The organism is Pilimelia anulata (assembly GCF_014647895.1).
GTDB classification, from domain to species: domain Bacteria; phylum Actinomycetota; class Actinomycetes; order Mycobacteriales; family Micromonosporaceae; genus Pilimelia; species Pilimelia anulata.
Map to the genome: position 1 here is coordinate 337,830 of NZ_BMQB01000004.1, position 19,837 is coordinate 357,666.

Sequence of the window (19,837 nt, forward strand, 5' to 3'; positions counted from 1 at the left end):
CCCGATGACGGCCGGCGCTCAGGGCGTCAGGAGGTCGTCCAGCAGGATCAGCGGCGCGGCGCAGTCGCGCAGCGCCGCGGCGACCATCGCGTCGTCCAGCACGGTGGCGGTCGCGTCCGCCCGGTCGCTGTCGGTGACCACCGCGGCGACCTCCAGCCCGCGCAGCCGGCGGCACAGGTCCGCCTCGCCGGGCCCGAGCACGTCGTACGCGGCGGCGAGCAACTGCGCGTGCTCCGGCTCGACGACGGCCTCCACGCTGGTCGTGGCGATGAGCAGCCGGGCGATCGCGTCGGTCTCGGCCGGGGCGAGGGTGGCGTACCGCGAGCGCACCTCGGCCACCGGCGGCGCCGCCGCGACGAACCGGCTCAGCGCGTCGGCGAGCTGGCCCCGCACCGGGGCGGTGAGCTGGTGCAGCTCGTACAGGTGCCGGCTGACCAGGTCCAGCAGCTCGTCGTCGGCGCCGGCCAGCACGATCAGCCGGAGCAGCGCGTGTACCGCGGCGGCGCGGCCGGTCACCCGGGGCAGCCGGACCCGCGGCGCGGCCGGGCCGAGCAGCGCGACCAGGTCGACGTCCAGCGAACGGATGTCCGGGACGGGCGTGCGCAGGGTGACCGTCCGGTCGGCGAAGCCGGTGTTCACCGGCCGGTAGCTCAGGGTGAACGGCGCCGGCGGCGTCGGCACGACCAGTCCGTCGGGGTGGGTGGCGGCGAACCGGTCCAGGAACTCCGCCCGGCTCGCCTCGTCGGCGGCCTGGTGGCCGGCGGCGACCGCCCAGGCGAACACCCACGCCGCGGGCAGCGGCTGCTCCGCGGCCAGGTACCGGCCCAGCCCCGCCACCAGCGGCGGGGACAGCCGGCCGAGCAGCGTCGGCGGGTGCAGGTGCGGGTCGGCGAGTGCGGCCAGGCCGTCCACCGTGGTCTCGAACGCGGCGGCCTGCGCGTCGAACGCGGTCAGGTGGCCGTACTCGCGGCGCAGCCGGTTGACCTCCGCGCCGATCGCGACGTAGTCGGCCAGGCCGTCCGGGTCGCCGGCCAGGTCGTGCAGCACCCGCCGCTCCAGCCCGGCCAGGTACAGCCAGAGGTGCGCCGCCGGCGTCTCGCCGGTCCGGCCGTCGGCGAGCCACTCCAGGTACGCGGCGCGCGCCCCGGCGGTGAGCGCGGCGTACGCGGGCGCGGCGTCGCCGGCCGGCGTCTCCTGGTCGAGCCGGACCCGGCGGACCGGCAGCTCGGGGTCGACGACGGCCGGTTCGGGGCCGGTCCGGTAGGCCGCCGGGACCGGGCCGCCGAGGTGGATGAGGCCGCCGGCGATGCGGTACCCGCGGACGGTCACGGGCGGGGCGTCGGCCGACAGCCACACCGCGGGGCGGGTGGCGGCGGGCAGTCCTGTCCCGGGGCGGGCCGTGGAAGTGGTCACGGGGTGCCCTTCATACGGGGTCGGGCGGGGGAGGGGGTGCGGTGCTACAGCGGGATGTTTCCGTGCTTCTTCGGGGGCAGCGTCTCGCGCTTCGTCGCCAGGGTACGCAGCGCGCGGACGATCTGCCCGCGCGTCTGCGCCGGCCCGATCACCGCGTCGACGTAGCCGCGCTCGGCGGCGATGTACGGGTTGGCGAGCGTGTCCTCGTACTCGGTGACCTTCTGCGCCCGGACGGCAGCGGGGTCGTCGGCGGCGGCCAGCTCGGCCCGGTACAGGATGTTCACCGCGCCCTGCGCGCCCATCACCGCGATCTGCGCGGTCGGCCAGGCGAAGTTCAGGTCGGCGCCGAGGTGCTTGGAGCCCATCACGTCGTACGCGCCGCCGTACGCCTTGCGCGTGATCACGGTGACCTTCGGCACGGTGGCCTCGGCGTACGCGTAGATGAGCTTGGCGCCGCGGCGGATGATGCCGTCCCACTCCTGCCCGGTGCCGGGCAGGAAGCCGGGGACGTCCACGAAGGTCAGTACGGGGATGTTGAACGCGTCGCACGTGCGGACGAACCGGGCCGCTTTCTCGCTGGCGGCGATGTCCAGGCAGCCGGCGAAGTGCATCGGCTGGTTGGCCACGACGCCCACCGGCCGGCCCTCGACCCGGCCGAAGCCGACGACGATGTTCTGCGCGTACAGCGCCTGCACCTCGGTGAACCCGGCGTCGTCGAGCACCGCCTCGATCACCCGGTGGATGTCGTACGGCTGGTTCGCCGAGTCGGGGATGAGCGTGTCCAGGGCGCGGTCGGCGTCGGTGAGCGCGAGGTCGGCCGGGGCGTCGTACGCGGGCGGGTCGTCCATGTTGTTGCTCGGCAGGTACGACAGCAGCGCCTTGACGTACTCGATCGCGTCCTGCTCGTCGCTGGCGAGGTAGTGCGCATTGCCGCTCTTGGCGTTGTGCGCCCGGCCGCCGCCCAGCTCCTCCATGGCGACGTCCTCGCCGGTCACCGTCTTGATCACGTCCGGGCCGGTGATGAACATGTGGCTGGTGCCGTCGACCATCACGGTGAAGTCGGTGACCGCGGGGGAGTAGACCGCGCCGCCCGCGCACGGGCCCATGATCAGGCTGATCTGCGGGATCACGCCGGAGGCGCGGACGTTGCGGAAGAAGATGTCGCCGTACAGGCCGAGGCTGACCACGCCCTCCTGGATCCGGGCGCCGCCGGAGTCGTTGATCCCGACCACCGGGCAGCCGATCTTCATGGCCAGCTCCATGACCTTGACGATCTTCTCCCCGAACACCTCGCCGAGCGAGCCGCCGAAGACCGTGAAGTCCTGGGCGAAGACGCAGACCTGCCGGCCGTCGACGGTGCCGTACCCGGTGACCACCCCGTCGCCGTACGGGCGGGTGCGGTCGAGGCCGAAGTTGGTGGACCGGTGCCGGGCCAGCTCGTCCAGCTCGACGAACGAGTCCTCGTCGAGCAGCAGCGCGATCCGCTCCCGCGCGGTCCGCTTGCCCCGGGCGTGCTGCTTCTCGACCCCGCGGGCGGACCCGGCGTGCACCGCCTCGTCGACCCGGCGGTCGAGGTCGGCGAGCTTGCCGGCGGTGGTGTGGATGTCGATGCCTTCGGTCTGCGCGGTCACGTGGGGATCGTAACGATCCTGCTTCCCGGCCGGACGTCGGCGTGTCAGCCGATCTTCTCCGCCGAAAGGCGAATTATGTCGGTATGGGTGCTTTTATCCTGTTTGGCGGCGTAGTCCTTCTCGGCGGGCTCGCCGGTCTCCTCGCGCTGCTCGGCCCCGACCGTACGGCGGACGCCCTCGCCGCCCGGCACGGCAGCCGCCGGGCCCGCCGGGGCGACTACCCGCCGTTCCGGGCCCAGCACCGGCCGCGCTCGCACCGCCGCCGCGCCGGCACCCTGACCCACCCGCCCGCGGGCCCCGGCCGCGCCGGCGCGGGCGCCGCCGTCCTGCTCCGCGGCGGCCCGGCCGCCGACGCACCGAGCCGGCCGTTCCGCGAGCCGACCCCCGTCCGGGTGTTCCCGGCCGCGGACGGCCGCCCGCCGGTCCCCGCCGCCCGCACCGGCGGCCTGTACGGCGTGCCCGCGCTGCGCGCCGCGGCCCCCGAGCCGGGCCCGGTCCCGCCCCGCCCGCGGGCGACCCCGACCACGGTCCGCTCCGCCGTCCCGCACTGACCCCGCGGCGCCGGGCACCCCGGGCCGCGCGGTCCACCCGGCGAGTGCGGCGCGCGCCCGGGTGGGCGCACTACGCTGGACCGGTGGGTGACATGCCGTACTCCGATCCGGACCGCCCGCCGCTGCACGGCCCGTCCCTGCGCCGGACGCTGCTCGTCCCCGGCGGGCTGTGGCAGCGGATCGTCCTGCACGAGGAGACCGCCTCCACCAACGCCGACGCCGTCGCCGCCGCCACCGCGGGCAAGCCCGAGGGCCTGGTCGTGCTGGCCGAGCGGCAGACCGCCGGCCGCGGCCGGCTCGACCGGGCCTGGCGCTCGCCGCCGCGGGCCGGGCTCGCCGTCAGCGTCCTGCTCCGCCCGGCCGAGGCCGCCGCCGACCGGGGCTGGCCGCCCGCCCGACCCGCGTCGTACGGCTGGCTGCCGCTGCTCGCCGGCGTGGCCGCCGTCGAGGCCATCCGCCGGGCCACCCCGCTGGAACCGGCGCTGAAGTGGCCCAACGACGTCCTGCTGCCCACCGACCCCGGCCCGGCCAAGGTCGCCGGCGTGCTCGCCGAGGCCGTGCCGTCCGCCGCCGGCCCCGCCGTCGTCCTGGGCATCGGGCTCAACGTCTCGCTGCGCCCGCACGAGCTGCCGCCCGGCACGCTGGCCACCTCGCTGCGGCTGGCCGGCGCCCCGGACGCCGACCGCGCGCCGGTGCTGCGCGCGCTGCTGCGCTCGCTCGCCGAGTGGTACGAGCGGTGGCGCGCCGCCGGCGGCGACCCCGCCGCCTGCGGGCTGTGCGAGGCGTACGTCGCCGAGTGCGCGACCGTCGGCGCCACCGTCCGGGTGACGCTGCCGGCCGGCGACCCGGTCGTCGGTACGGCCACCGGAGTGGACAGTGACGGCCGGCTCGTGGTCGCCACCCCCGACGGCCTGCACCCGGTGGCCGCGGGCGACGTGGTGCACGTCCGCCCGGTCTGACGGCACCTGCCGGCACCCGGCCGCACCCGCCCGACCCCCGGCCGCACGCGGACCGCGGGTCAGCGTGCCGCCCGTGTCGGGGGCCTGCGGCGGCCCGGCCCGGGATAGCCTCGGCGGCAGCCGCGGGTTCGTGGTGGTCCCGGCGGCGCCGCACTCCCGTGGAGGTCCCGATGCCGTTCCCACACGACGCGCTCGCCGAGAACGAGGAAGTCGCGCTGCACCTGCACCCGCACGCGAAGGCGCTCATCCGGCCGGCGCTGGTGGTGGTCGGCTCGCTGGTCATGCTGGGCGTCGGCCTGGCCTACCTGCCGCCGGGCCCGTCCGGCACCGTCAGCCTGTACGTCCTGTTCGGCCTCGTGCTCGTGCTGATCGGCTGCTTCGCCGCGGTGCCGTACCTGCGCTGGCGCACCACCCACTATGTATTCACCACCGAGCGGGTGCTCGTCCGGACCGGCGTCCTGCGGTGGGACCGGCGGGACATCCCCCTCAGCCGGATCAACGACCACGCGACGACCCAGCGGTTCGTCGAGCGGCTGCTCGGCTGCGGCACGCTCAGCATCGAGTCCGCCGGCGAGCGTGGCCAGATGGTGCTGGCGGACCTGCCCCGGATCGAGCGGGTGCAGACCGCGCTGTACGAGCTGGTCGAGGAGGACCGGCTGGCCCACCTGGCCGTCCCGGCGGCGCCGGACGACGACGAGCCGGACGGGACCCCGCTGCCGGGGCGCCGGTTCAGTCGGCGCGGGTGACCAGCGGCCCGGTCAGCGCGCTGAACTCGCGGTCGATGTCGTCGGCGTCGGCGTCCGCCCGCGGGGCCGGCACCGGCCGCCGCCCGCCGATGAAGACGAACGTGCGGTAGGACCAGAACCGGAACAGCGTGCCGAGGAACAGGCCGAGCACCTTCGCGGCGTTGACCGCCAGCACGCTCGTCATCGCCAGGCCGTACTTGGCACCGGCGAGGACCAGCAGCTCGATCGCCAGCCCGGCGAGGTTGAACAGCACGAACAGGGTGAACTCGCGCCGCTTCTGCGCCCGCGGCCGGTCCTGGTACGTCCAGTGCCGGTTCATCAGGTACGAGGTCACGGTGGCCACCGCGGTGGCGGCGACGTTGGCCTTGAGCTGGCCGGTGCTGAACACGGTGAGGATCAGCGCGTTGAACACCGCGAAGTTGACCACCGTGTTGGCCAGGCCGACGATCAGGAAGCGCAGCGCCTCCGGGCCGATCCGGCGCAGCCGCGACGGCAGCAGCCGGGCGAGGCCGGCCAGCGGGGCGGGCACCGCGGGGCCCGCGGCGGGGGCCGGGGCGGCGGTGCGGCGGCCGGTGGTGCGGGCCGGGCGGGGCTGCGGGGCGCGACTCCGCGTCGGCCGGGCGGACGCGCGGCTGCGCGGGCGCTGGGCGAGCGGTCGGGCTGGACGCATGCGGCCACCTTACGGGAGGGCCGGCGGCCGGGCCGGCCGCCGGTGGGGCGATGGGTCTTACGTCACCCCGATCAACGAGGATCGGCCGCCGGGTGCGCGACCTGCGGGGTTTCTGCGGTGAGGAACACAAATCGGCGGTACGACCAGAACCGGAACAATGTTCCCAGAGCGGTGCCGACGACGTTGGCGGCCACCAGGTCGGCCAGGTCCGTCCGGAAGGCCGGCCAGAGCGCGCCGAGGCCGTAGTGGCTGGCCGCGAGCACCGCCAGGGCGATCGCCAGGCCGACGGTGTTGAGCAGGAAGTACAGCCCGTACTCGCGGCCCAGGCCGGACCGGGCGCGGTGCCGCCAGGTCCAGAACCGGTTGCCCAGGAACGCCACGGTGGCCGAGACCACGGTGGCCAGCGTCTTCGCGACCAGCGGCTCCAGCCGGGCGTTGAGCGCGTAGAACAGCAGCGTGTCGACGGTGAAGGCGACGGCGCCGACGGTACCGAACTTGCCCAGTTCGTGCGCGAGGTGGCCGACCCGGGCCCACACCGCGGCCACGACCGAGCGCCGGCCCCCGGCGCGCGCCGGCGCCGGGTCGGCGAACAGGGCTTCTCCGCGGGGCACGGGCCAACGGTAGCCGAGCCGCGCCCGGGCCCCGGTGTCGGCGGTGTCACGGTTCGGCATGCATCGCGCCGCGGGGCAGCGCCCACGCGACCTCGGCGACCTCGACGTGCAGCCGCCGGCAGGCCGGGCAGGTGGCCAGGTGGGTGGCCACCTTCGACCGGGCCCGGTCGGCCAGGCCGCCGCGGACGTAGCTGCCGAGCTGCCCCGCCGCGGCGTGGCCGGGCGGGCCGGCGCCGGAGCTGATGTGCTCCTGCAAATAGATCTGCCGGAGCCGCTCGCGGGCGCGGTGGGCCAGCACGGACACCCCGTTCGGGGTGAGCCCGAGCAGGGCCGCGACCGCGGCCGGGCTGCCGCCCTCGACCTCGGTGTGCCAGAGGACCGTCCGCCACCGCTCGGGCAGCTTGCGGAAGGCCCGGGCGGCGTACCAGCGGTCCAGCGCGGCGACCGACGGGTCCTGGAACGGTTCGCCGCGCTCGTACCGGGTCGGGTCGTCGGTCAGCTCGACCCGGGCGGCGACCCCGGCGTGCGTCACCCGAAGGTGGCGCAGCGTGGTCAGGACGTACGGGAAGAACGCGCGCCGGGGACCGGACCCGCGGCGCATGGCGGCGAGCACCTTGGCGAACGCCTCGGCGACGAGGTCCTCGGCCTCGGTGCGGTCGCGGGTCAGGCCGTACGCCGCGCGCCGGGCCGCGGCGGCGTGCCGCTGGTACAACTGGGCGTACGCCCGGCTGTCCCCGGCGCGGACGGCGGCGAGGAGCGTGTCCTCGTCGCCCGGTGTCCCGGCCCGGCCGGGGGGCGGGGTCGGGTCGTGCGGTTGTGGATGGGTACGGCGGTGCGGCCCGGTGTGTCGGGGACCGGGCACGGGTGTAGCCATGCCGCCTCCGTTTGGGGGAGGGTTGGGGCGGAATGGTGAATTTTTACCGCTTCAGAGCGATTTGACGCAATTTTCGCCCCGCTCGGGAGTGTCGTGCGCTCCGCGATGTGCCGGGATGACCTCCACATGGCGGGTTGGTGAACGTACGCTGACCTGGGCTTGTGCATTTCTTCACAAGCCGGCGAGCTGCGGGGCCGCGAGTCGGGGTTTAGTCTGTTGCCCTACTTCCCGACACGCTGCCGCAGGCGTGCGAGGCCACCCACCCCACACCGGCCGGCGCACCCGGACAACGCGGTTCGCACCCGATCGGTTTTGCCGAGGAGATCCGTGATGAGTGCTCCGACCACCGTTCGCGGGCTTGAGGACGCGCCCACGTCCCATGCCGCGCTGCTCACCTGGGTGCGCGACGTCGCCGCGCTGACCACGCCGGACCGGGTGGTCTGGTGCGACGGATCCGCGGCGGAGTGGACGCGGATCACCGACGAGCTGGTCGACGCGGGCGTGCTGGTCCGGCTCAACCCCGAGCTGCGCCCCAACTCGTTCTGGTGTCGCACCGACCCGACGGACGTGGCCAGAGTCGAGGAGCGGACGTTCATCTGCTCCGTCGACGCCGCCGACGCCGGCCCCACCAACAACTGGGTGGACCCGGCCGAGATGAAGGCCACGATGACCGAGCTGTACCGGGGCTCGATGCGCGGCCGGACCATGTACGTCATCCCGTTCTGCATGGGCCCGCTGACCGCGGAGCGCCCGATGTTCGGCGTGGAGATCACCGACAGCCCGTACGTCGTCGCCTCCATGCGGGTCATGACCCGGATGGGCACGGACGTGCTGGAGCGGATGGGCGAGGACGCCGCGTTCGTGCCGGCGCTGCACTCGATCGGCGCCCCGCTGGAGCCGGGCGAGGCCGACGTGACCTGGCCGTGCAACACCGAGAAGTACATCTCGCACTTCCCGGAGAGCCGGGAGATCTGGTCCTTCGGCTCGGCGTACGGCGGCAACGCCCTGCTCGGCAAGAAGTGCTTCTCGCTGCGCATCGCCTCGGCCATGGGCCGGGACGAGGGCTGGCTCGCCGAGCACATGCTGATCCTCAAGCTCACCTCGCCCGAGGGCGTGGTCAAGTACGTCGCCGCGGCGTTCCCGTCGGCCTGCGGCAAGACCAACCTCGCCATGCTGGAGCCCACCATCCCCGGCTGGAAGGTGGAGACCCTCGGCGACGACATCGCCTGGATGCGGTTCGGCGACGACGGCCGGCTGTACGCGGTGAACCCGGAGTTCGGCCTCTTCGGCGTGGCGCCGGGCACCGACTGGAAGACCAACCCCAACGCCATGCGCACGCTGGCCGCGGGCAACTCGATCTACACCAACGTCGCGCTCACCGACGACGGCGACGTGTGGTGGGAGGGCATGGGCCAGCCGCCGGCCCACCTCATCGACTGGAAGGGCCGGGACTGGACGCCGGACAGCGGCGAGCTGTCCTCGCACCCGAACTCCCGCTTCTGCACCCCGATCGAGCAGTGCCCGATCCTCGCCCCGGAGTACGACGACCCGAAGGGCGTGCCGATCGACGCGATCCTGTTCGGCGGCCGGCGCAAGACCACCATCCCGCTGGTCAGCGAGGCCCGGGACTGGGTGCACGGGGTGTTCCAGGGCGCCACGCTGTCCTCGGAGACCACCGCCGCGGCCGTCGGCGCGGTCGGCGTCGTGCGCCGCGACCCGATGGCGATGCTGCCGTTCATCGGGTACAACGCCGGCGACTACTTCCGGCACTGGATCGAGATGGGCAAGGGCCGGGCCGGCGACGCGTCGCTGCTGCCCCGGATCTTCTACGTCAACTGGTTCCGCCGCGGCGACGAGGGGCAGTTCCTCTGGCCCGGCTACGGCGAGAACGGCCGCATCCTCAAGTGGGTCGTCGAGCGGATCGAGGGCACCGGCGGGGCGCGGGAGACCCCGGTCGGGTACGTGCCGACCGCGGCCGACCTCGACCTGGCCGGCCTGGACGTGGACCCGGCCGACATCGAGGCCGCCCTCCGGGTCGACCCGGAGGAGTGGAAGGCCGAGCTGCCGCAGATCAACGAGTGGTTCGAGAAGTTCGGCGACAAGCTGCCGGCCGTGCTGTGGTCGGAGCTGGACGCGCTGCGGGCGCGGCTGGGCGTCAACTGACGAAACGGGGCGAAACGGGGTCGCGGTCCGCCGCGGCCCCGTTCGCGCGTCCGGCCCCCTGGCGGGGGGTGGTTACGCTGGGTGGGATGTCTGTGCGAACTGCCGTGCGCCGCTGCCGCGTGCGCCTGTACCGCTCGCGGTTCGGGCTGTCCCGGTTCGGCCTCTTGCTGCGGTTGCTGCTGCGGCCGCGGGCGGCGGCGAAGGCGCTGCTGTACCCGCTGTACGAGCGGCGGCTCACCCGCGCCCTCGCGGGGGCCGCGGTGCCCCGGCACGTCGGGGTCATGTGCGACGGCAACCGGCGCTGGGCGCGTGAGATGGGGTACGTCGACCCCAACGACGGCCACCGGGCCGGCGCCGCCCGGGTCAAGGAGCTGCTGCGCTGGTGCGACGAGGCGGGGATCGGGCACGTCACGCTGTACCTGCTCGCCACCGACAACCTGCGCCGCCCGGCCGGCGAGCTGGACCCGCTCATCCAGATCATCGAGGACCTGGCCACCGAGCTGGCCGAGGCCGGCAACCCGTGGCGGCTGGTCATGGCCGGCGCCCTGGACCTCCTGCCGGCCGAGCACGCCGCCGCCCTCAAGGCCGCCCAGGAGCGCACCGCCGACCGGCGCGGCGCCGCCGTGGTCAACATGGCGGTCGGGTACGGCGGGCGGCGCGAGATCGCCGACGCGGTCCGGTCGCTGCTGGTCAGCCAGGCGGAGTCCGGCGGCACCCTGGCCGACCTGGCCGAGACCCTCGACGTCGAGGACATCGAGCGCCACCTGTACACCAGGGGCCAGCCCGACCCCGACCTGGTGATCCGCACCAGCGGCGAGCAGCGCCTGTCCGGCTTCCTGCTGTGGCAGTCGGCGAACTCGGAGTTCTACTTCCACGACGCCAACTGGCCGGACTTCCGCCACATCGACTTCCTCCGCGCCCTCCGCGCCTACTCCCGCCGGCAACGCCGCTACGGCACCTGACGGCGGGAGCGCGCCGGCGGACCCGGGGGTCAGCGGGTGGAGTCGTCCGGGATGACGATGGCCTCGCGGATCTCCACCGGGAGTTTCGGCTGGGCGTCGGCGCTGCCGTCCTTCGTGCCGCCGGCGACGATCCGGTCCAGGACCTCCAGGCCCGAGGTGACCCGGCCCAGCACCGTGTAGTCCGGCTTGATCTGGGCGACCGAGTGGACCAGGAAGAACTCGCTGCCGTTGGTGTCCTTGCCCTGGTTGCCCATCGCGACCGTCCCGCGCGGGTACGTCTCCTGCCCGGTCAGCTCGTCCGCGAACCGGTACCCCGGCCCGCCGATCTCGGCCTCCCAGATGTCCCCGCACTGGAGCACGCCGAGCTTCGCCGCCGTGGTCAGCCGCCAGCACCGGCTGCGGTCGTAGAACGTCTCCCGGACCAGGTGTACGAAGTTGTGCACCGCGCAGGGCGCGTTGCCGCGGTCGAACCGCAGCCCGATGTCGCCGTGGTTGGTCCGCAGCGTGAGGTGGACCGCGCCGGTGTTCGCCGCCTCGGCCGGTGGCGGGTCCACCGGTCGGGCCGCCGGGTTGTCCGGGGTGGGGATGAACGTGCAGGTCACGGGCGCGAGGCGGGGCGCCGGGGCGGCAGCGGCCGGGGTCGCGACGGCGGCGGGTACGACGGCGAGGGTCGCGGCGAGCGCGAGTGCGGCGGGATCGAGGCTCCTCATCCCGCCGAACCTAGCGGCCGCCCGGGCCGCGCGGAAGGGCCCTTGCAGCACCGGCCGAAGCCGGGTCGGTCAGGCGATGCGGCGGGTGTTCGGTCCCGTGTGGAGCATCGCGCGGACGTCCGCCGCCGGCAGCGGCCGGGCGAAGTGGTAGCCCTGGGAGAGCTGGTACCCGATCTTGCGCAGCCGCGCCGCCTGCGCCGCGCTCTCCACGCCCTCGGCGACCACGCCCAGGTCCAGGCCGTTGGCCAGGTGCAGCATCGCGATGGCGATCGTGGACTCGGTGTTGCTGTCAGTGATGTGGTCGATGAACGACTTGTCCACCTTGAGCACGTCCACCGGGATGGTCCGGAGCAGGCCGAGTGACGAGTTGCCGGTGCCGAAGTCGTCCAGCGCGATCCGCACGCCCAGCGCCGAGATCTCCCGCAGCGCCGCGCTGGCCAGCTCGCTGTCGAAGACCGCGGTCTCGGTGACCTCGATCATGAGGTGCCGCGGCGGCAGGCCGGTCTCGTCGAGGACCCGGGCGACCGTACCGGCGAAGCCCGGCTCGCGGAGCTGGCGCGCGGAGATGTTCACGCTCATCGTCCAGGTCTCGGTGACGTCCTCGGCCAGCCAGCGGACGGCCTCGTCGCACGCCTCGCGCAGGATCCACTCGCCCAGCGGGACGATCAGGCCGGTGCGCTCGGCGACCGGGATGAAGTGGTCCGGGCGGATGGTCCCGCGCTCGGGGTGCTCCCAGCGGACCAGCGCCTCGGCGCCGACGATCACCCGGTCGACCAGCCGGACGACCGGCTGGAACAGCAGCCGGAAGTGGCCCTCGGTGAGCGAGGTGCGCAGCTCGGCGCCGAGCGCCGCGTCCCGGTTGATCCGGACGTCCAGCTCGTCGTCGTACGTGGCGTAGCGGGACTTGCCGGCCTCCTTGGCCGCGTACATCGCCAGGTCGGCCCGGCGGATGACCTCGGTCGGGTCCAGGTCGGCGGTCAGCTCGGCGAGGCCGGCGCTGCACCGGACGAGCAGCGCGTGCCCGTCGACGATGACCGGCTGGCCGAGCGCCTCGGTGATCCGGTCCAGCACGGCCACCCCGTGCTCGCTGGCCAGGCCGGGCAGGAGCAGCGCGAACTCGTCGCCGCCGAGCCGGGAGACGGTGTCGCCGGGGCGGACGCAGGAGCGCAGCCGGCCGGCGACGTCCAGCAGCAGCCGGTCGCCGATGTGGTGCCCGAGCCGGTCGTTGATGGTCTTGAAGTCGTCCAGGTCGATGAGGGCGACGCTGGCCGGCTCGCCGCCGGCGGCGGTGGCGGCGACCCGCTCGGTGAACAGCCGGCGGTTGGCCAGGCCGGTGAGGTCGTCGTGGGTGGCCTGGTGGGCGAGCCGGTCCTGGGCGTCGCGCAGCTCGCGGACGGTGAGGTCCACCCGGCGGAGCAGCGCGGAGTTGTCCCGCAGGGCGGTGACCTGCCGGTACACGACGATGACGGTGAGCCCGACGGCGCTGGCGGCGACGATCAGCTCACCGACGCTGTGCCCGGCGACGACGAAGATCAGCAGGCCGTCGGTGGCGGCCACGGCCAGGTACGGCAGCCAGCCGGCGACCTTGGCGGTCCGGGTGCCGGCCCACGGCCGCTGCTCCAGCGGCGGCTGGCCCACGCCGGCGTACTGGAACATCGCGGCCAGCATGAAGCCGACCCCGACGAGCGTGATGCAGACGGTCGAGGCGACGACCGCCGCGCCGGCGGTCAGCGGCGAGACCGCGCCGATCAGCGCGCCGGCGCAGATCGTCCCGGCGAGCGTGTGCAGGGCCCGCCGGTCGACGGCGGTGACGCCGAACATGACCAGCTTGGCGATCGCCAGCACGGCGAGGAAGGCCAGCAGGACGACGGTGAGGGCAGCCGGGCCGCCGCCGATCCGGCTCCACTCCTCGGTCCGGCTGAACGACAGCCGCCAGGCGAACAGGCCGAAGCAGATCAGCATGATCGCGCCGTCGACGACGAACTGCTTGCGCTCGTGCGCGGTGAGCCGGTTCCGGGCGGGCAGCCGCAGCAGGGCGGTGAGCTGGGTGAGCACGCCGATGCCGTACGCCGCGATGGCGCCGGTGCTGGGCTCGGCCGGGTTGTTCGGGGTGTACAGGATGTTGTCGACGAGGTTGATCCCACCGCCGACGCCGACCAGGGCGATGGCGGCCGCCGACCAGTGCCAGAACCGCCGGGCGGCGGCGTTCAGGCCGGGCTGGCGGGCGACGTGCAGGCAGACGGCGGCGGCGAGCAGGCCGCCGGGCACCGTGATCACCCGGATCAGCCACGGGTTCGGCACGAAGCCGAGGGACTCGGCCGCGAGCGAGGCGGGGCCGAGCACGACGAACAGCACCCCGGTCCACACCGCCACGCGGTGCCACAGGGGGCCTCGTCCGTTCGGGGCCGCCATCACGGGTGCTCCTTTTGTCCTACCGGCCGGTCACTGGCCCATCGGCGCTGCCCGTGGCCAACTGAGCACTAGCGGTCACCTCCCCCGAACGGCCGACAGTGATCATCGGCCCCGCCCGGGTCTGGTATTCGCCCGTACCGGCGGTTAGCGTTCATGCCAGGGGGTGGGGGTTTCCCGACCCCACCGGCGGGTCGGGTCGCGGGCTGCGGATTGGTCGAGCTGCGGTGCGGGACCGGGCTTCCGGACTGCCGCGGGAGGGCACCCGTCCCGCGCCGGACGCCGGTCGTGGCGGGACCGGGCGGCGGGGTGCACCGCTCACCGGAGTGGGCGCGATGGAACTTCGTACGTTCGTCCTCGATACCTCGGTCCTGCTGTCCGACCCGGGGGCGTTCCGCCGGTTCGCCGAGCACGCGGTGGTCCTGCCACTCGTGGTGATCTCCGAGTTGGAGGGCAAGCGGCACCACCCGGAGCTGGGCTGGTTCGCCCGCGAGTCGCTGCGCATGCTCGACGACCTGCGGATCAAGCACGGCCGGCTGGACGAGCCGCTGCCCGTCAACGACGTCGGCGGCACCCTGCGGGTCGAGCTGAACCACGCCGACTCCTCCCTGCTGCCGCAGGCGGTGCGCAACGACAGCAACGACACCCGGATCCTGTCGGTCGCCCTCGGGCTCGCGGCGACCGCGCACGACGTGACGCTGATCACCAAGGACCTGCCGCTGCGGGTCAAGGCGGCGTCGGTCGGCGTGCCCACCGACGAGTACCGGCACGGCCAGGCGATGGACTCGACCTGGACCGGCATGGCCGACTGGGACCTCGGCGCCGACCAGGTCACCGCCCTGTACGGCGAGGGCAAGCTGGACCCGCGCGAACTGGGCGCCGAGGCGATCACCGCGCTGCCCGCGCACACCGGCCTGGTGATCTCGTCGCCGCGCGGGTCCGCGCTGGCCCGGATCCGGCCGGACCGGACGGTGCAGCTCGTCCGCGGCGACCGGGAGGCGTTCGGCCTGCACGGGCGCTCGGCGGAGCAGCGGATCGCGCTGGACCTGCTGCTGGACGACCAGATCGGCATCGTCTCCCTCGGCGGCCGGGCGGGCACCGGCAAGTCGGCGCTCGCGCTGGCGGCGGGGCTGGAGCAGGCGATGGAGCGGGGCAAGCACAAGAAGGTGATCGTCTTTCGGCCGCTGTACGCCGTCGGCGGGCAGGAGCTGGGGTACCTGCCGGGCAGCGAGCACGAGAAGATGTCGCCCTGGGCGCAGGCGGTCTTCGACACCCTCGGAGCGGTGGTGCACGAGAACGTCGTCGAGGAGGTCATGGCGCGCGGGCTGCTGGAGGTCCTGCCGCTGACCCACATCCGCGGGCGCAGCCTGCACGACGCGTTCGTGATCGTGGACGAGGCGCAGTCGCTGGAGCGGGGCGTGCTGCTGACGGTGCTGTCCCGGATCGGGCAGGGTTCCCGGGTCGTCCTGACCCACGATGTTGCCCAGCGGGACAATCTCCGGGTCGGCCGGCACGACGGCGTGACGGCCGTGATCGAGGCGCTGAAGGGGCACTCGATCTTCGCGCACATCACGCTGACCCGCTCCGAGCGCTCGGAGATCGCCGAAGTCGTGACCGATCTGCTTGAGGACATCCCGCGCTAGCCGAAGGGTGGGGTAGGCGCGGGCTCCGACTCGGGTTCACACCGGTCGGGGTCCGCGCAATCACCCGTGCGGACCGAGTGCCCTGGTCGATTTTCCGATAATGTCTGGATTTGGCTGGTGGGTTACTTCACATCGGCCGCCTCGGGGGGTAGCGCGCCGGCATCCGAGTGGGGAAATGTGTCCACCGGACGTGTGGCGTTCGGTGCCGCGTGCCGGGTGGACTCCGGCCGCGACGCGCGTGGGTGAGCGCCCCTGACGACGTGGCGCTGCCTGCGGCACCGCCCCAGACGAAAGGGACCTCCTCGTGAGTCCGCTGTGGAGCCGCCTGACTGTGCGCTCACTCTCCGTCGCCCTGTTGCTCACCGCCCTCGCCGGCGGCGTGTACGCGGGGTACGACCGGGACGACGAGCAGGCACCGGCCGCCGGGCCAGCACCCGAGCAGGTCGCGGCGCAGCAGGCCCTGGACGAGCGGGCGCGGCTGACCGTCGCCGCCTCCCGCCAGCGGGTCGCCCAGACCCGGGTCGCCCGCAACGCGCTCGCCAGCGCGCGGGCCGCCGCCGCGAAGGCGAAGCGGGTCGAGGACGCCAAGCGCCGCGCCGCCGAGGCGAAGAAGAAGAAGGCCAAGGACGCCAAGACCGTCGAGTACACCGGGCCGATCCCGGACTCCTGCGACGAGTACGACGGCAACCGCGCGATCGGCTGTGCCGAGCTGCTCAAGGCCGACTTCGGGCTGGACCAGATGCCCTGCCTGGACAAGCTGTTCAGCAAGGAGAGCGGCTGGAACCACCGGGCGCAGAACAAGAACTCCGGCGCGTACGGCATCCCGCAGGCGCTACCCGGTACCAAGATGGCCAGCGAGGGCAGCGACTGGCGGAACAACCCGGCGACGCAGATCCGCTGGGGCCTGGGCTACATCGAGGGCCGGTACAACAATCCGTGCGGCGCCTGGGCGCACTCGAAGCGCACCGGCTGGTACTGAAGCCGCGGGAACGACGCACGGTAAAGGGGGCGCCGGCCGGCGCCCCCTTTACCGTGCGCTCACGCGTCCGGCGTGGACGCCGGCTGCGGGTCGGGCGTCGGGGCCGGGGTCTCCTCGCGGTCGCCGCGCCAGCCCGGGTGCTGGTAGCAGGCCGGGTCCCACTGCCACGACTCGGCGTCGTAGTTGTCGATCCACTGGAGCCAGTCCGGCGCGTCGGCGCAGTCCGGCCGCGGCGCCGGCGGCGACGGGTCGACCGGTACGCAGTCCGTGGTGCAGATCGGCGACGGCGACGGGCTGCCCGGGCCGGGGTCGACCGGCTTGGGCTCGGCCGGCGGCTGCGGCTCGCGGATCGGCGGGATGACCGGGCGCGGCGCCAGCGGCGCGCCGACCGGCCGGTGCGGCTGGGCCCGGCGGACCGCCGCGGCGGCCGGCCGGCCCGGGGTCGGCGGGGTGGCCGTCGGGGCCGGGACGATCACGTCCGGCGCGGCCGGTGGGCGGGCCGGCGACGGGCCGAGCAGGCCGCCCCACTGGGGCAGCGTCGCGCAGTTGTGGCCGGTCGGCAGGTCGGTGCGGCCGCTGTCGAAGCGGCAGGCCCACCAGCGGGTGTTCAGGTCGCCGGCCAGCTCCCCGCGCGCGGCGGCGTCGAGCTGGTACTGCTCGCCCGCCGTGAGGTCCATGGGCGCCTCGTCGCCGTCGACCGCGACGCCCACGGTGGCGATGAGGGTGGCGGTGGCCAGAGTCCAGGCCATCGATCTACGCATAGCGCTAGTTTAGGGGCGAAAACACGCCGAACTGTCGATTCCTCGACACGCGTGTTCATTCACCCGTAGGCGACGCGCCGAGCCGGTGATCATCGTGGGGCTGGCGCGGGCGTGCGACCATGCGCGGCGAGGAGTACCGCGAAAGTGGGAGGCGGCCGTGCAGCGCAGGTGGTCCGGGCGAGTCGGCTCGGTGTCGGTCCTGACCGTGAGCGCGTCGGCGTTCCTGGCCGGGTGCGGGTCGGACCCGGTGGCGTACTGCGTCGACCAGTCCAACGTCGTCATCGCCGACCAGTTCTGCGACGACGACGACCCGACGTACGGGTGGATCAACAGCGGCAAGCACAAGACCAAGCTCAAGGCCGGGCAGAAGCTCAAGGGCGGCCAGCTCATCGCCCCGAAGGACAGCGCCGGCCGCAGCGCGGCCGGCCTGCCGGCGAACGGCGCGCTGGCCGGCAAGTCCGGCAAGGCCGGCGGGTTCGGCGGCGGCGGCCGCTCCGGCGGGTTCGGTAGCTGAGGCGGTGCGCCGCCTGCGGCTGCCCGAGCGCCCCGGCTGGGAGGAGCAGATCCTCGCCGACGGGCTGGTCTACTCGCCGACCCCGACGCCCGACGGCGGGCGGATCTCGTACTGGCGCGAGGGGGCGGCGTACGAGCTGACGCCCGCCGAGGTGGCGACGCTGGAGGCGGCCACCGCGGCGCTGTTCGAGATGTGCGTCGGCGCCGGCGACTGGCTGGCCGAGCGCCCGGACGTGCTCACCGCCATGGGCATCCCCGACTGGGCGCACGAGCAGGTCGTGGGCACCTGGCACGACGAGCCGGCCTGGCAGAGCGTGTACGGCCGGTTCGACCTGCGCTTCGGCGGCCTCGACCACCCGGACCCGGCGCTGCGCGTGCCGACCCTGTACGAGTTCAACGCCGACACCCCGACCTGCCTGGTCGAGTCCGCGTACGCGCAGTGGCGCTGGCGGGAGCAGGTGCGCCCGTCCGCCGACCAGTGGAACCAGCTCTACGAGCGGCTGGTCGAGGCGTGGCGGCGCAACCTCGGCCTGGCCGAGAAGCGGCTGGGGCACCGGCCGCTGGTGCACTTCACCTGCTCGTCGACCGAGTCCTCCGGCGAGGACGTGATGAACACCCAGTTCCTGCGCGACACCTGCGCGGCGGCCGGGTACGACACCAAGACCGCCTTCATGGAGGGTGTGCTGCTGGGCGCCGACGGCCGGTTCTACGACGGCGACGGCGTGCACCTGGACGTCGCGTTCAAGCTGTACCCGTGGGAGTTCATGGTCGCCGAGGAGTTCGGCCGGGCGGCCTTCGCCGACATGGCCACGATCGGCCGCCGCGACGGGTTCCGGCAGTACCGCGGCGGAACGGTGTGGATCGAGGCGCCGTACAAGATGATGTGGAGCAACAAGGGGCTGCTCGCGGTGCTCTGGGCGCGGTACGGCGACGACCCCGGCCGGGCCCGGCACCTCATCCCGGCCTGGTTCGCCGACCCGCCCGCCGGGCTGCCCGGCCCGCCGGCCGACCTGGCCGCGTACGTCCGCAAGCCGCTGCTCGGCCGGGAGGGCGCGAGCATCGAGATCGTCCGGCCGGGCGCCGCGCCGGAGACCGTCCCGGGCGAGTACGGCGCCGAGGGGTACGTCGTGCAGTCCTGGGCGCCGCCCCCGACCGTGCCGACCGGCGCCGCGTACGGCGAGGTGGTCCACCCGGTCCTCGGCGCCTGGCTGGTCGACGGCGAGCCCGCGGGCCTGGGCATCCGGGAGAGCGCGGGCCCGATCACCGACAACCTCAGCCACTTCGTCCCGCACGTCATCGGAGAGTGACATGTTCCTGGAGACGCTCGGCGACTACGCCGGCAACCTCGGCCACGCCGCGCTGATCCTGGCGATCGTGGCGCTGTTCGTCGGCGGCGGCTGGCACCTGCTGAACCTGATCACGCACGTCGACGACAACGCGGAGCTGTTCGAGCGGCGCAACGCGGCGTACCTGATCCAGCGGCTCGGCCTCAGCGTCGCCCAGGTGATCGGCATCCTGCCCGCGATCGAGCACTACGACCGGGCGCACTGGGGGGTCTCGGCCGGCTGGCTGGCGATCGAGTGCGCGTACGTGCTGCTCGCCGTCCTCGTCGCCCGGCCGGTCGTCGACCGGCTGGTGCTGCCCCGGGTGAACAACATGGAGCTGCTGCGCGGCGGCAGCCTGACCGTCGGCGTCACCGAGGCCGGCTTCTACCTGGGCACCGGGTTCGTGGTGAACGGGTCGCTGACCGGCGACGCCGGGTCGCTGCTGACGTACGTGACCAGCACGCTCGGCTTCTACGTGCTCGGCCTGGCGCTGGTCGCCGGGGTGTTCTGGCTGCACGAGCTGGTCACGCCGTACCACCTGCGCGAGCGCATCGCCGGCGGCTCGCTGCCGGCCGCGATCGAGGTGGCGGGCGTGCTGACCGCGCTCGGCATCGTCGTCCGCGAGGGGGTGGCCGGCGACTTCGACACCTGGGGCGCGAGCGTGGCCCGGTTCGGCGCGACGGTGGTGCTGGCGGTGGCGGCGCTGTACGCGTTCCGCTGGCTGATCGACCGGCTGGTGCTGCGCGGGCTCACCGTGCGGGCCACCCAGAACGCCGACAACCCCGTCGCCGCCACGCTGCTGGCCGGGCTGCTGGTCGGCGCGGCGTTCGCGGTCGCGGCGGTGGTCCGGACCCAGCTCTAGACATCCGTACCGTTTGTCCGGATGAGTTCGCCGGACGCGCGTCGGATTTCCCGCC

Annotated in this window: 17 protein-coding genes and 1 pseudogene; 10 read left to right on the forward strand and 8 right to left on the reverse strand. The window is 74.1% G+C overall.

The genetic code is table 11. The annotated features are described in order from the left end of the window. Window positions 1-18: 18 nt before the first annotated feature. Both IEY94_RS11715 and IEY94_RS11720 read right to left on the reverse strand, forming a co-directional pair. Window positions 19-1,413, reverse strand: a complete 1,395-nt coding sequence (locus IEY94_RS11715; RefSeq protein WP_189170132.1) for a TerB N-terminal domain-containing protein — start codon at window positions 1,411-1,413, stop codon at window positions 19-21. A 44-nt stretch (window positions 1,414-1,457) separates the two neighbouring features. Beyond that, window positions 1,458-3,044: an acyl-CoA carboxylase subunit beta gene (locus tag IEY94_RS11720; RefSeq protein ID WP_189170133.1), complete on the reverse strand. Its 1,587-nt coding sequence runs from the start codon at window positions 3,042-3,044 to the stop codon at window positions 1,458-1,460. Between the two features lie 83 nt (window positions 3,045-3,127). On the opposite strand from IEY94_RS11720, the gene IEY94_RS11725 reads away from it, so the two are divergent. The 3 genes from IEY94_RS11725 (at window position 3,128) to IEY94_RS11735 (ending at window position 5,300) form a co-directional block, all read left to right on the forward strand. Beyond that, complete coding sequence (locus IEY94_RS11725; protein ID WP_189170134.1) at window positions 3,128-3,595, forward strand: hypothetical protein; 468 nt, start codon at window positions 3,128-3,130, stop codon at window positions 3,593-3,595. Between the two features lie 83 nt (window positions 3,596-3,678). Continuing rightward, window positions 3,679-4,554 carry a biotin--[acetyl-CoA-carboxylase] ligase gene (locus IEY94_RS11730; protein WP_189170135.1) on the forward strand — a complete coding sequence of 292 codons (876 nt, stop codon included), beginning with the start codon at window positions 3,679-3,681 and terminating at the stop codon, window positions 4,552-4,554. A gap of 170 nt (window positions 4,555-4,724) precedes the next feature. Beyond that, a complete protein-coding gene (locus tag IEY94_RS11735) occupies window positions 4,725-5,300 on the forward strand; it encodes a PH domain-containing protein (protein WP_189170136.1) in 576 nt (191 codons plus the stop codon). Window positions 5,301-5,361: 61 nt separating this feature from the next. Here the strand turns inward: IEY94_RS11735 and IEY94_RS11740 are convergent. The 3 genes and pseudogenes from IEY94_RS11740 to IEY94_RS11750 all read right to left on the reverse strand — a co-directional run. After that, window positions 5,362-5,817 (reverse strand): annotated as a pseudogene (locus tag IEY94_RS11740) (GtrA family protein); the annotation flags it as partial. Window positions 5,818-6,041: 224 nt separating this feature from the next. Next, window positions 6,042-6,581: a GtrA family protein gene (locus IEY94_RS11745; protein WP_229783649.1), complete on the reverse strand. Its 540-nt coding sequence runs from the start codon at window positions 6,579-6,581 to the stop codon at window positions 6,042-6,044. A 46-nt stretch (window positions 6,582-6,627) separates the two neighbouring features. Further along, complete coding sequence (locus tag IEY94_RS11750; RefSeq protein ID WP_189170139.1) at window positions 6,628-7,455, reverse strand: sigma-70 family RNA polymerase sigma factor; 828 nt, start codon at window positions 7,453-7,455, stop codon at window positions 6,628-6,630. A 330-nt stretch (window positions 7,456-7,785) separates the two neighbouring features. Between IEY94_RS11750 and IEY94_RS11755 the strand changes: the two genes are divergently transcribed. Both IEY94_RS11755 and IEY94_RS11760 read left to right on the forward strand, forming a co-directional pair. Further along, on the forward strand, window positions 7,786-9,618 hold the full coding sequence (locus IEY94_RS11755; RefSeq protein WP_189170140.1) for a phosphoenolpyruvate carboxykinase (GTP): 1,833 nt from the start codon (window positions 7,786-7,788) through the stop codon (window positions 9,616-9,618). Window positions 9,619-9,704: 86 nt separating this feature from the next. Then, window positions 9,705-10,580, forward strand: coding sequence for an isoprenyl transferase (locus IEY94_RS11760; RefSeq protein WP_189170141.1), 876 nt, complete (start codon window positions 9,705-9,707; stop codon window positions 10,578-10,580). Between the two features lie 29 nt (window positions 10,581-10,609). Here IEY94_RS11760 and IEY94_RS11765 read toward each other — a convergent pair whose 3' ends face one another. Together IEY94_RS11765 and IEY94_RS11770 are read right to left on the reverse strand one after the other, a co-directional pair. Continuing rightward, a complete protein-coding gene (locus IEY94_RS11765) occupies window positions 10,610-11,290 on the reverse strand; it encodes a peptidylprolyl isomerase (protein WP_189170142.1) in 681 nt (226 codons plus the stop codon). A gap of 69 nt (window positions 11,291-11,359) precedes the next feature. Continuing rightward, complete coding sequence (locus tag IEY94_RS11770) at window positions 11,360-13,702, reverse strand: putative bifunctional diguanylate cyclase/phosphodiesterase (RefSeq protein WP_189170143.1); 2,343 nt, start codon at window positions 13,700-13,702, stop codon at window positions 11,360-11,362. A 332-nt stretch (window positions 13,703-14,034) separates the two neighbouring features. Between IEY94_RS11770 and phoH2 the strand changes: the two genes are divergently transcribed. Next, a complete protein-coding gene (gene phoH2 / locus IEY94_RS11775) occupies window positions 14,035-15,342 on the forward strand; it encodes an RNA 5'-3' helicase PhoH2 (RefSeq protein ID WP_189170144.1) in 1,308 nt (435 codons plus the stop codon). A 304-nt stretch (window positions 15,343-15,646) separates the two neighbouring features. Beyond that, window positions 15,647-16,321, forward strand: coding sequence for an aggregation-promoting factor C-terminal-like domain-containing protein (locus tag IEY94_RS11780; protein WP_189170145.1), 675 nt, complete (start codon window positions 15,647-15,649; stop codon window positions 16,319-16,321). A 59-nt stretch (window positions 16,322-16,380) separates the two neighbouring features. On the opposite strand, the gene IEY94_RS11785 is transcribed toward IEY94_RS11780, so the two are convergent. Continuing rightward, window positions 16,381-17,082, reverse strand: coding sequence for a hypothetical protein (locus tag IEY94_RS11785; protein WP_189170146.1), 702 nt, complete (start codon window positions 17,080-17,082; stop codon window positions 16,381-16,383). A gap of 157 nt (window positions 17,083-17,239) precedes the next feature. Here IEY94_RS11785 and IEY94_RS11790 point away from each other — a divergent pair, with 157 nt between their 5' ends. The 3 genes from IEY94_RS11790 to IEY94_RS11800 are packed head-to-tail and all read left to right on the forward strand — an operon-like array spanning window position 17,240 to window position 19,782. Further along, entirely contained in the window at window positions 17,240-17,596 is a 357-nt protein-coding gene (locus IEY94_RS11790; protein ID WP_189170147.1) for a hypothetical protein, read from the forward strand. A gap of 4 nt (window positions 17,597-17,600) precedes the next feature. After that, window positions 17,601-18,902 carry a glutathionylspermidine synthase family protein gene (locus IEY94_RS11795; protein WP_189170148.1) on the forward strand — a complete coding sequence of 434 codons (1,302 nt, stop codon included), beginning with the start codon at window positions 17,601-17,603 and terminating at the stop codon, window positions 18,900-18,902. Between the two features lies 1 nt (window position 18,903). Then, on the forward strand, window positions 18,904-19,782 hold the full coding sequence (locus IEY94_RS11800) for a DUF350 domain-containing protein (RefSeq protein WP_189170149.1): 879 nt from the start codon (window positions 18,904-18,906) through the stop codon (window positions 19,780-19,782). The last annotated feature ends 55 nt before the right edge of the window (window positions 19,783-19,837 follow it).

What these genes read in the sequence shown, in the direction of transcription:
- phoH2 (WP_189170144.1), top strand. Translation starts at nt 14,035, where the DNA reads ATGGAACTTCGTACGTTCGTCCTCGATACCTCGGTCCTGCTGTCCGAC.
- IEY94_RS11735 (WP_189170136.1), top strand. Translation starts at nt 4,725, where the DNA reads ATGCCGTTCCCACACGACGCGCTCGCCGAGAACGAGGAAGTCGCGCTG.
- IEY94_RS11765 (WP_189170142.1), bottom strand. Translation starts at nt 11,290, where the DNA reads ATGAGGAGCCTCGATCCCGCCGCACTCGCGCTCGCCGCGACCCTCGCC.
- IEY94_RS11725 (WP_189170134.1), top strand. Translation starts at nt 3,128, where the DNA reads ATGGGTGCTTTTATCCTGTTTGGCGGCGTAGTCCTTCTCGGCGGGCTC.
- IEY94_RS11755 (WP_189170140.1), top strand. Translation starts at nt 7,786, where the DNA reads ATGAGTGCTCCGACCACCGTTCGCGGGCTTGAGGACGCGCCCACGTCC.
- IEY94_RS11760 (WP_189170141.1), top strand. Translation starts at nt 9,705, where the DNA reads ATGTCTGTGCGAACTGCCGTGCGCCGCTGCCGCGTGCGCCTGTACCGC.
- IEY94_RS11785 (WP_189170146.1), bottom strand. Translation starts at nt 17,082, where the DNA reads ATGCGTAGATCGATGGCCTGGACTCTGGCCACCGCCACCCTCATCGCC.
- IEY94_RS11770 (WP_189170143.1), bottom strand. Translation starts at nt 13,702, where the DNA reads ATGGCGGCCCCGAACGGACGAGGCCCCCTGTGGCACCGCGTGGCGGTG.
- IEY94_RS11750 (WP_189170139.1), bottom strand. Translation starts at nt 7,455, where the DNA reads ATGGCTACACCCGTGCCCGGTCCCCGACACACCGGGCCGCACCGCCGT.
- IEY94_RS11800 (WP_189170149.1), top strand. Translation starts at nt 18,904, where the DNA reads ATGTTCCTGGAGACGCTCGGCGACTACGCCGGCAACCTCGGCCACGCC.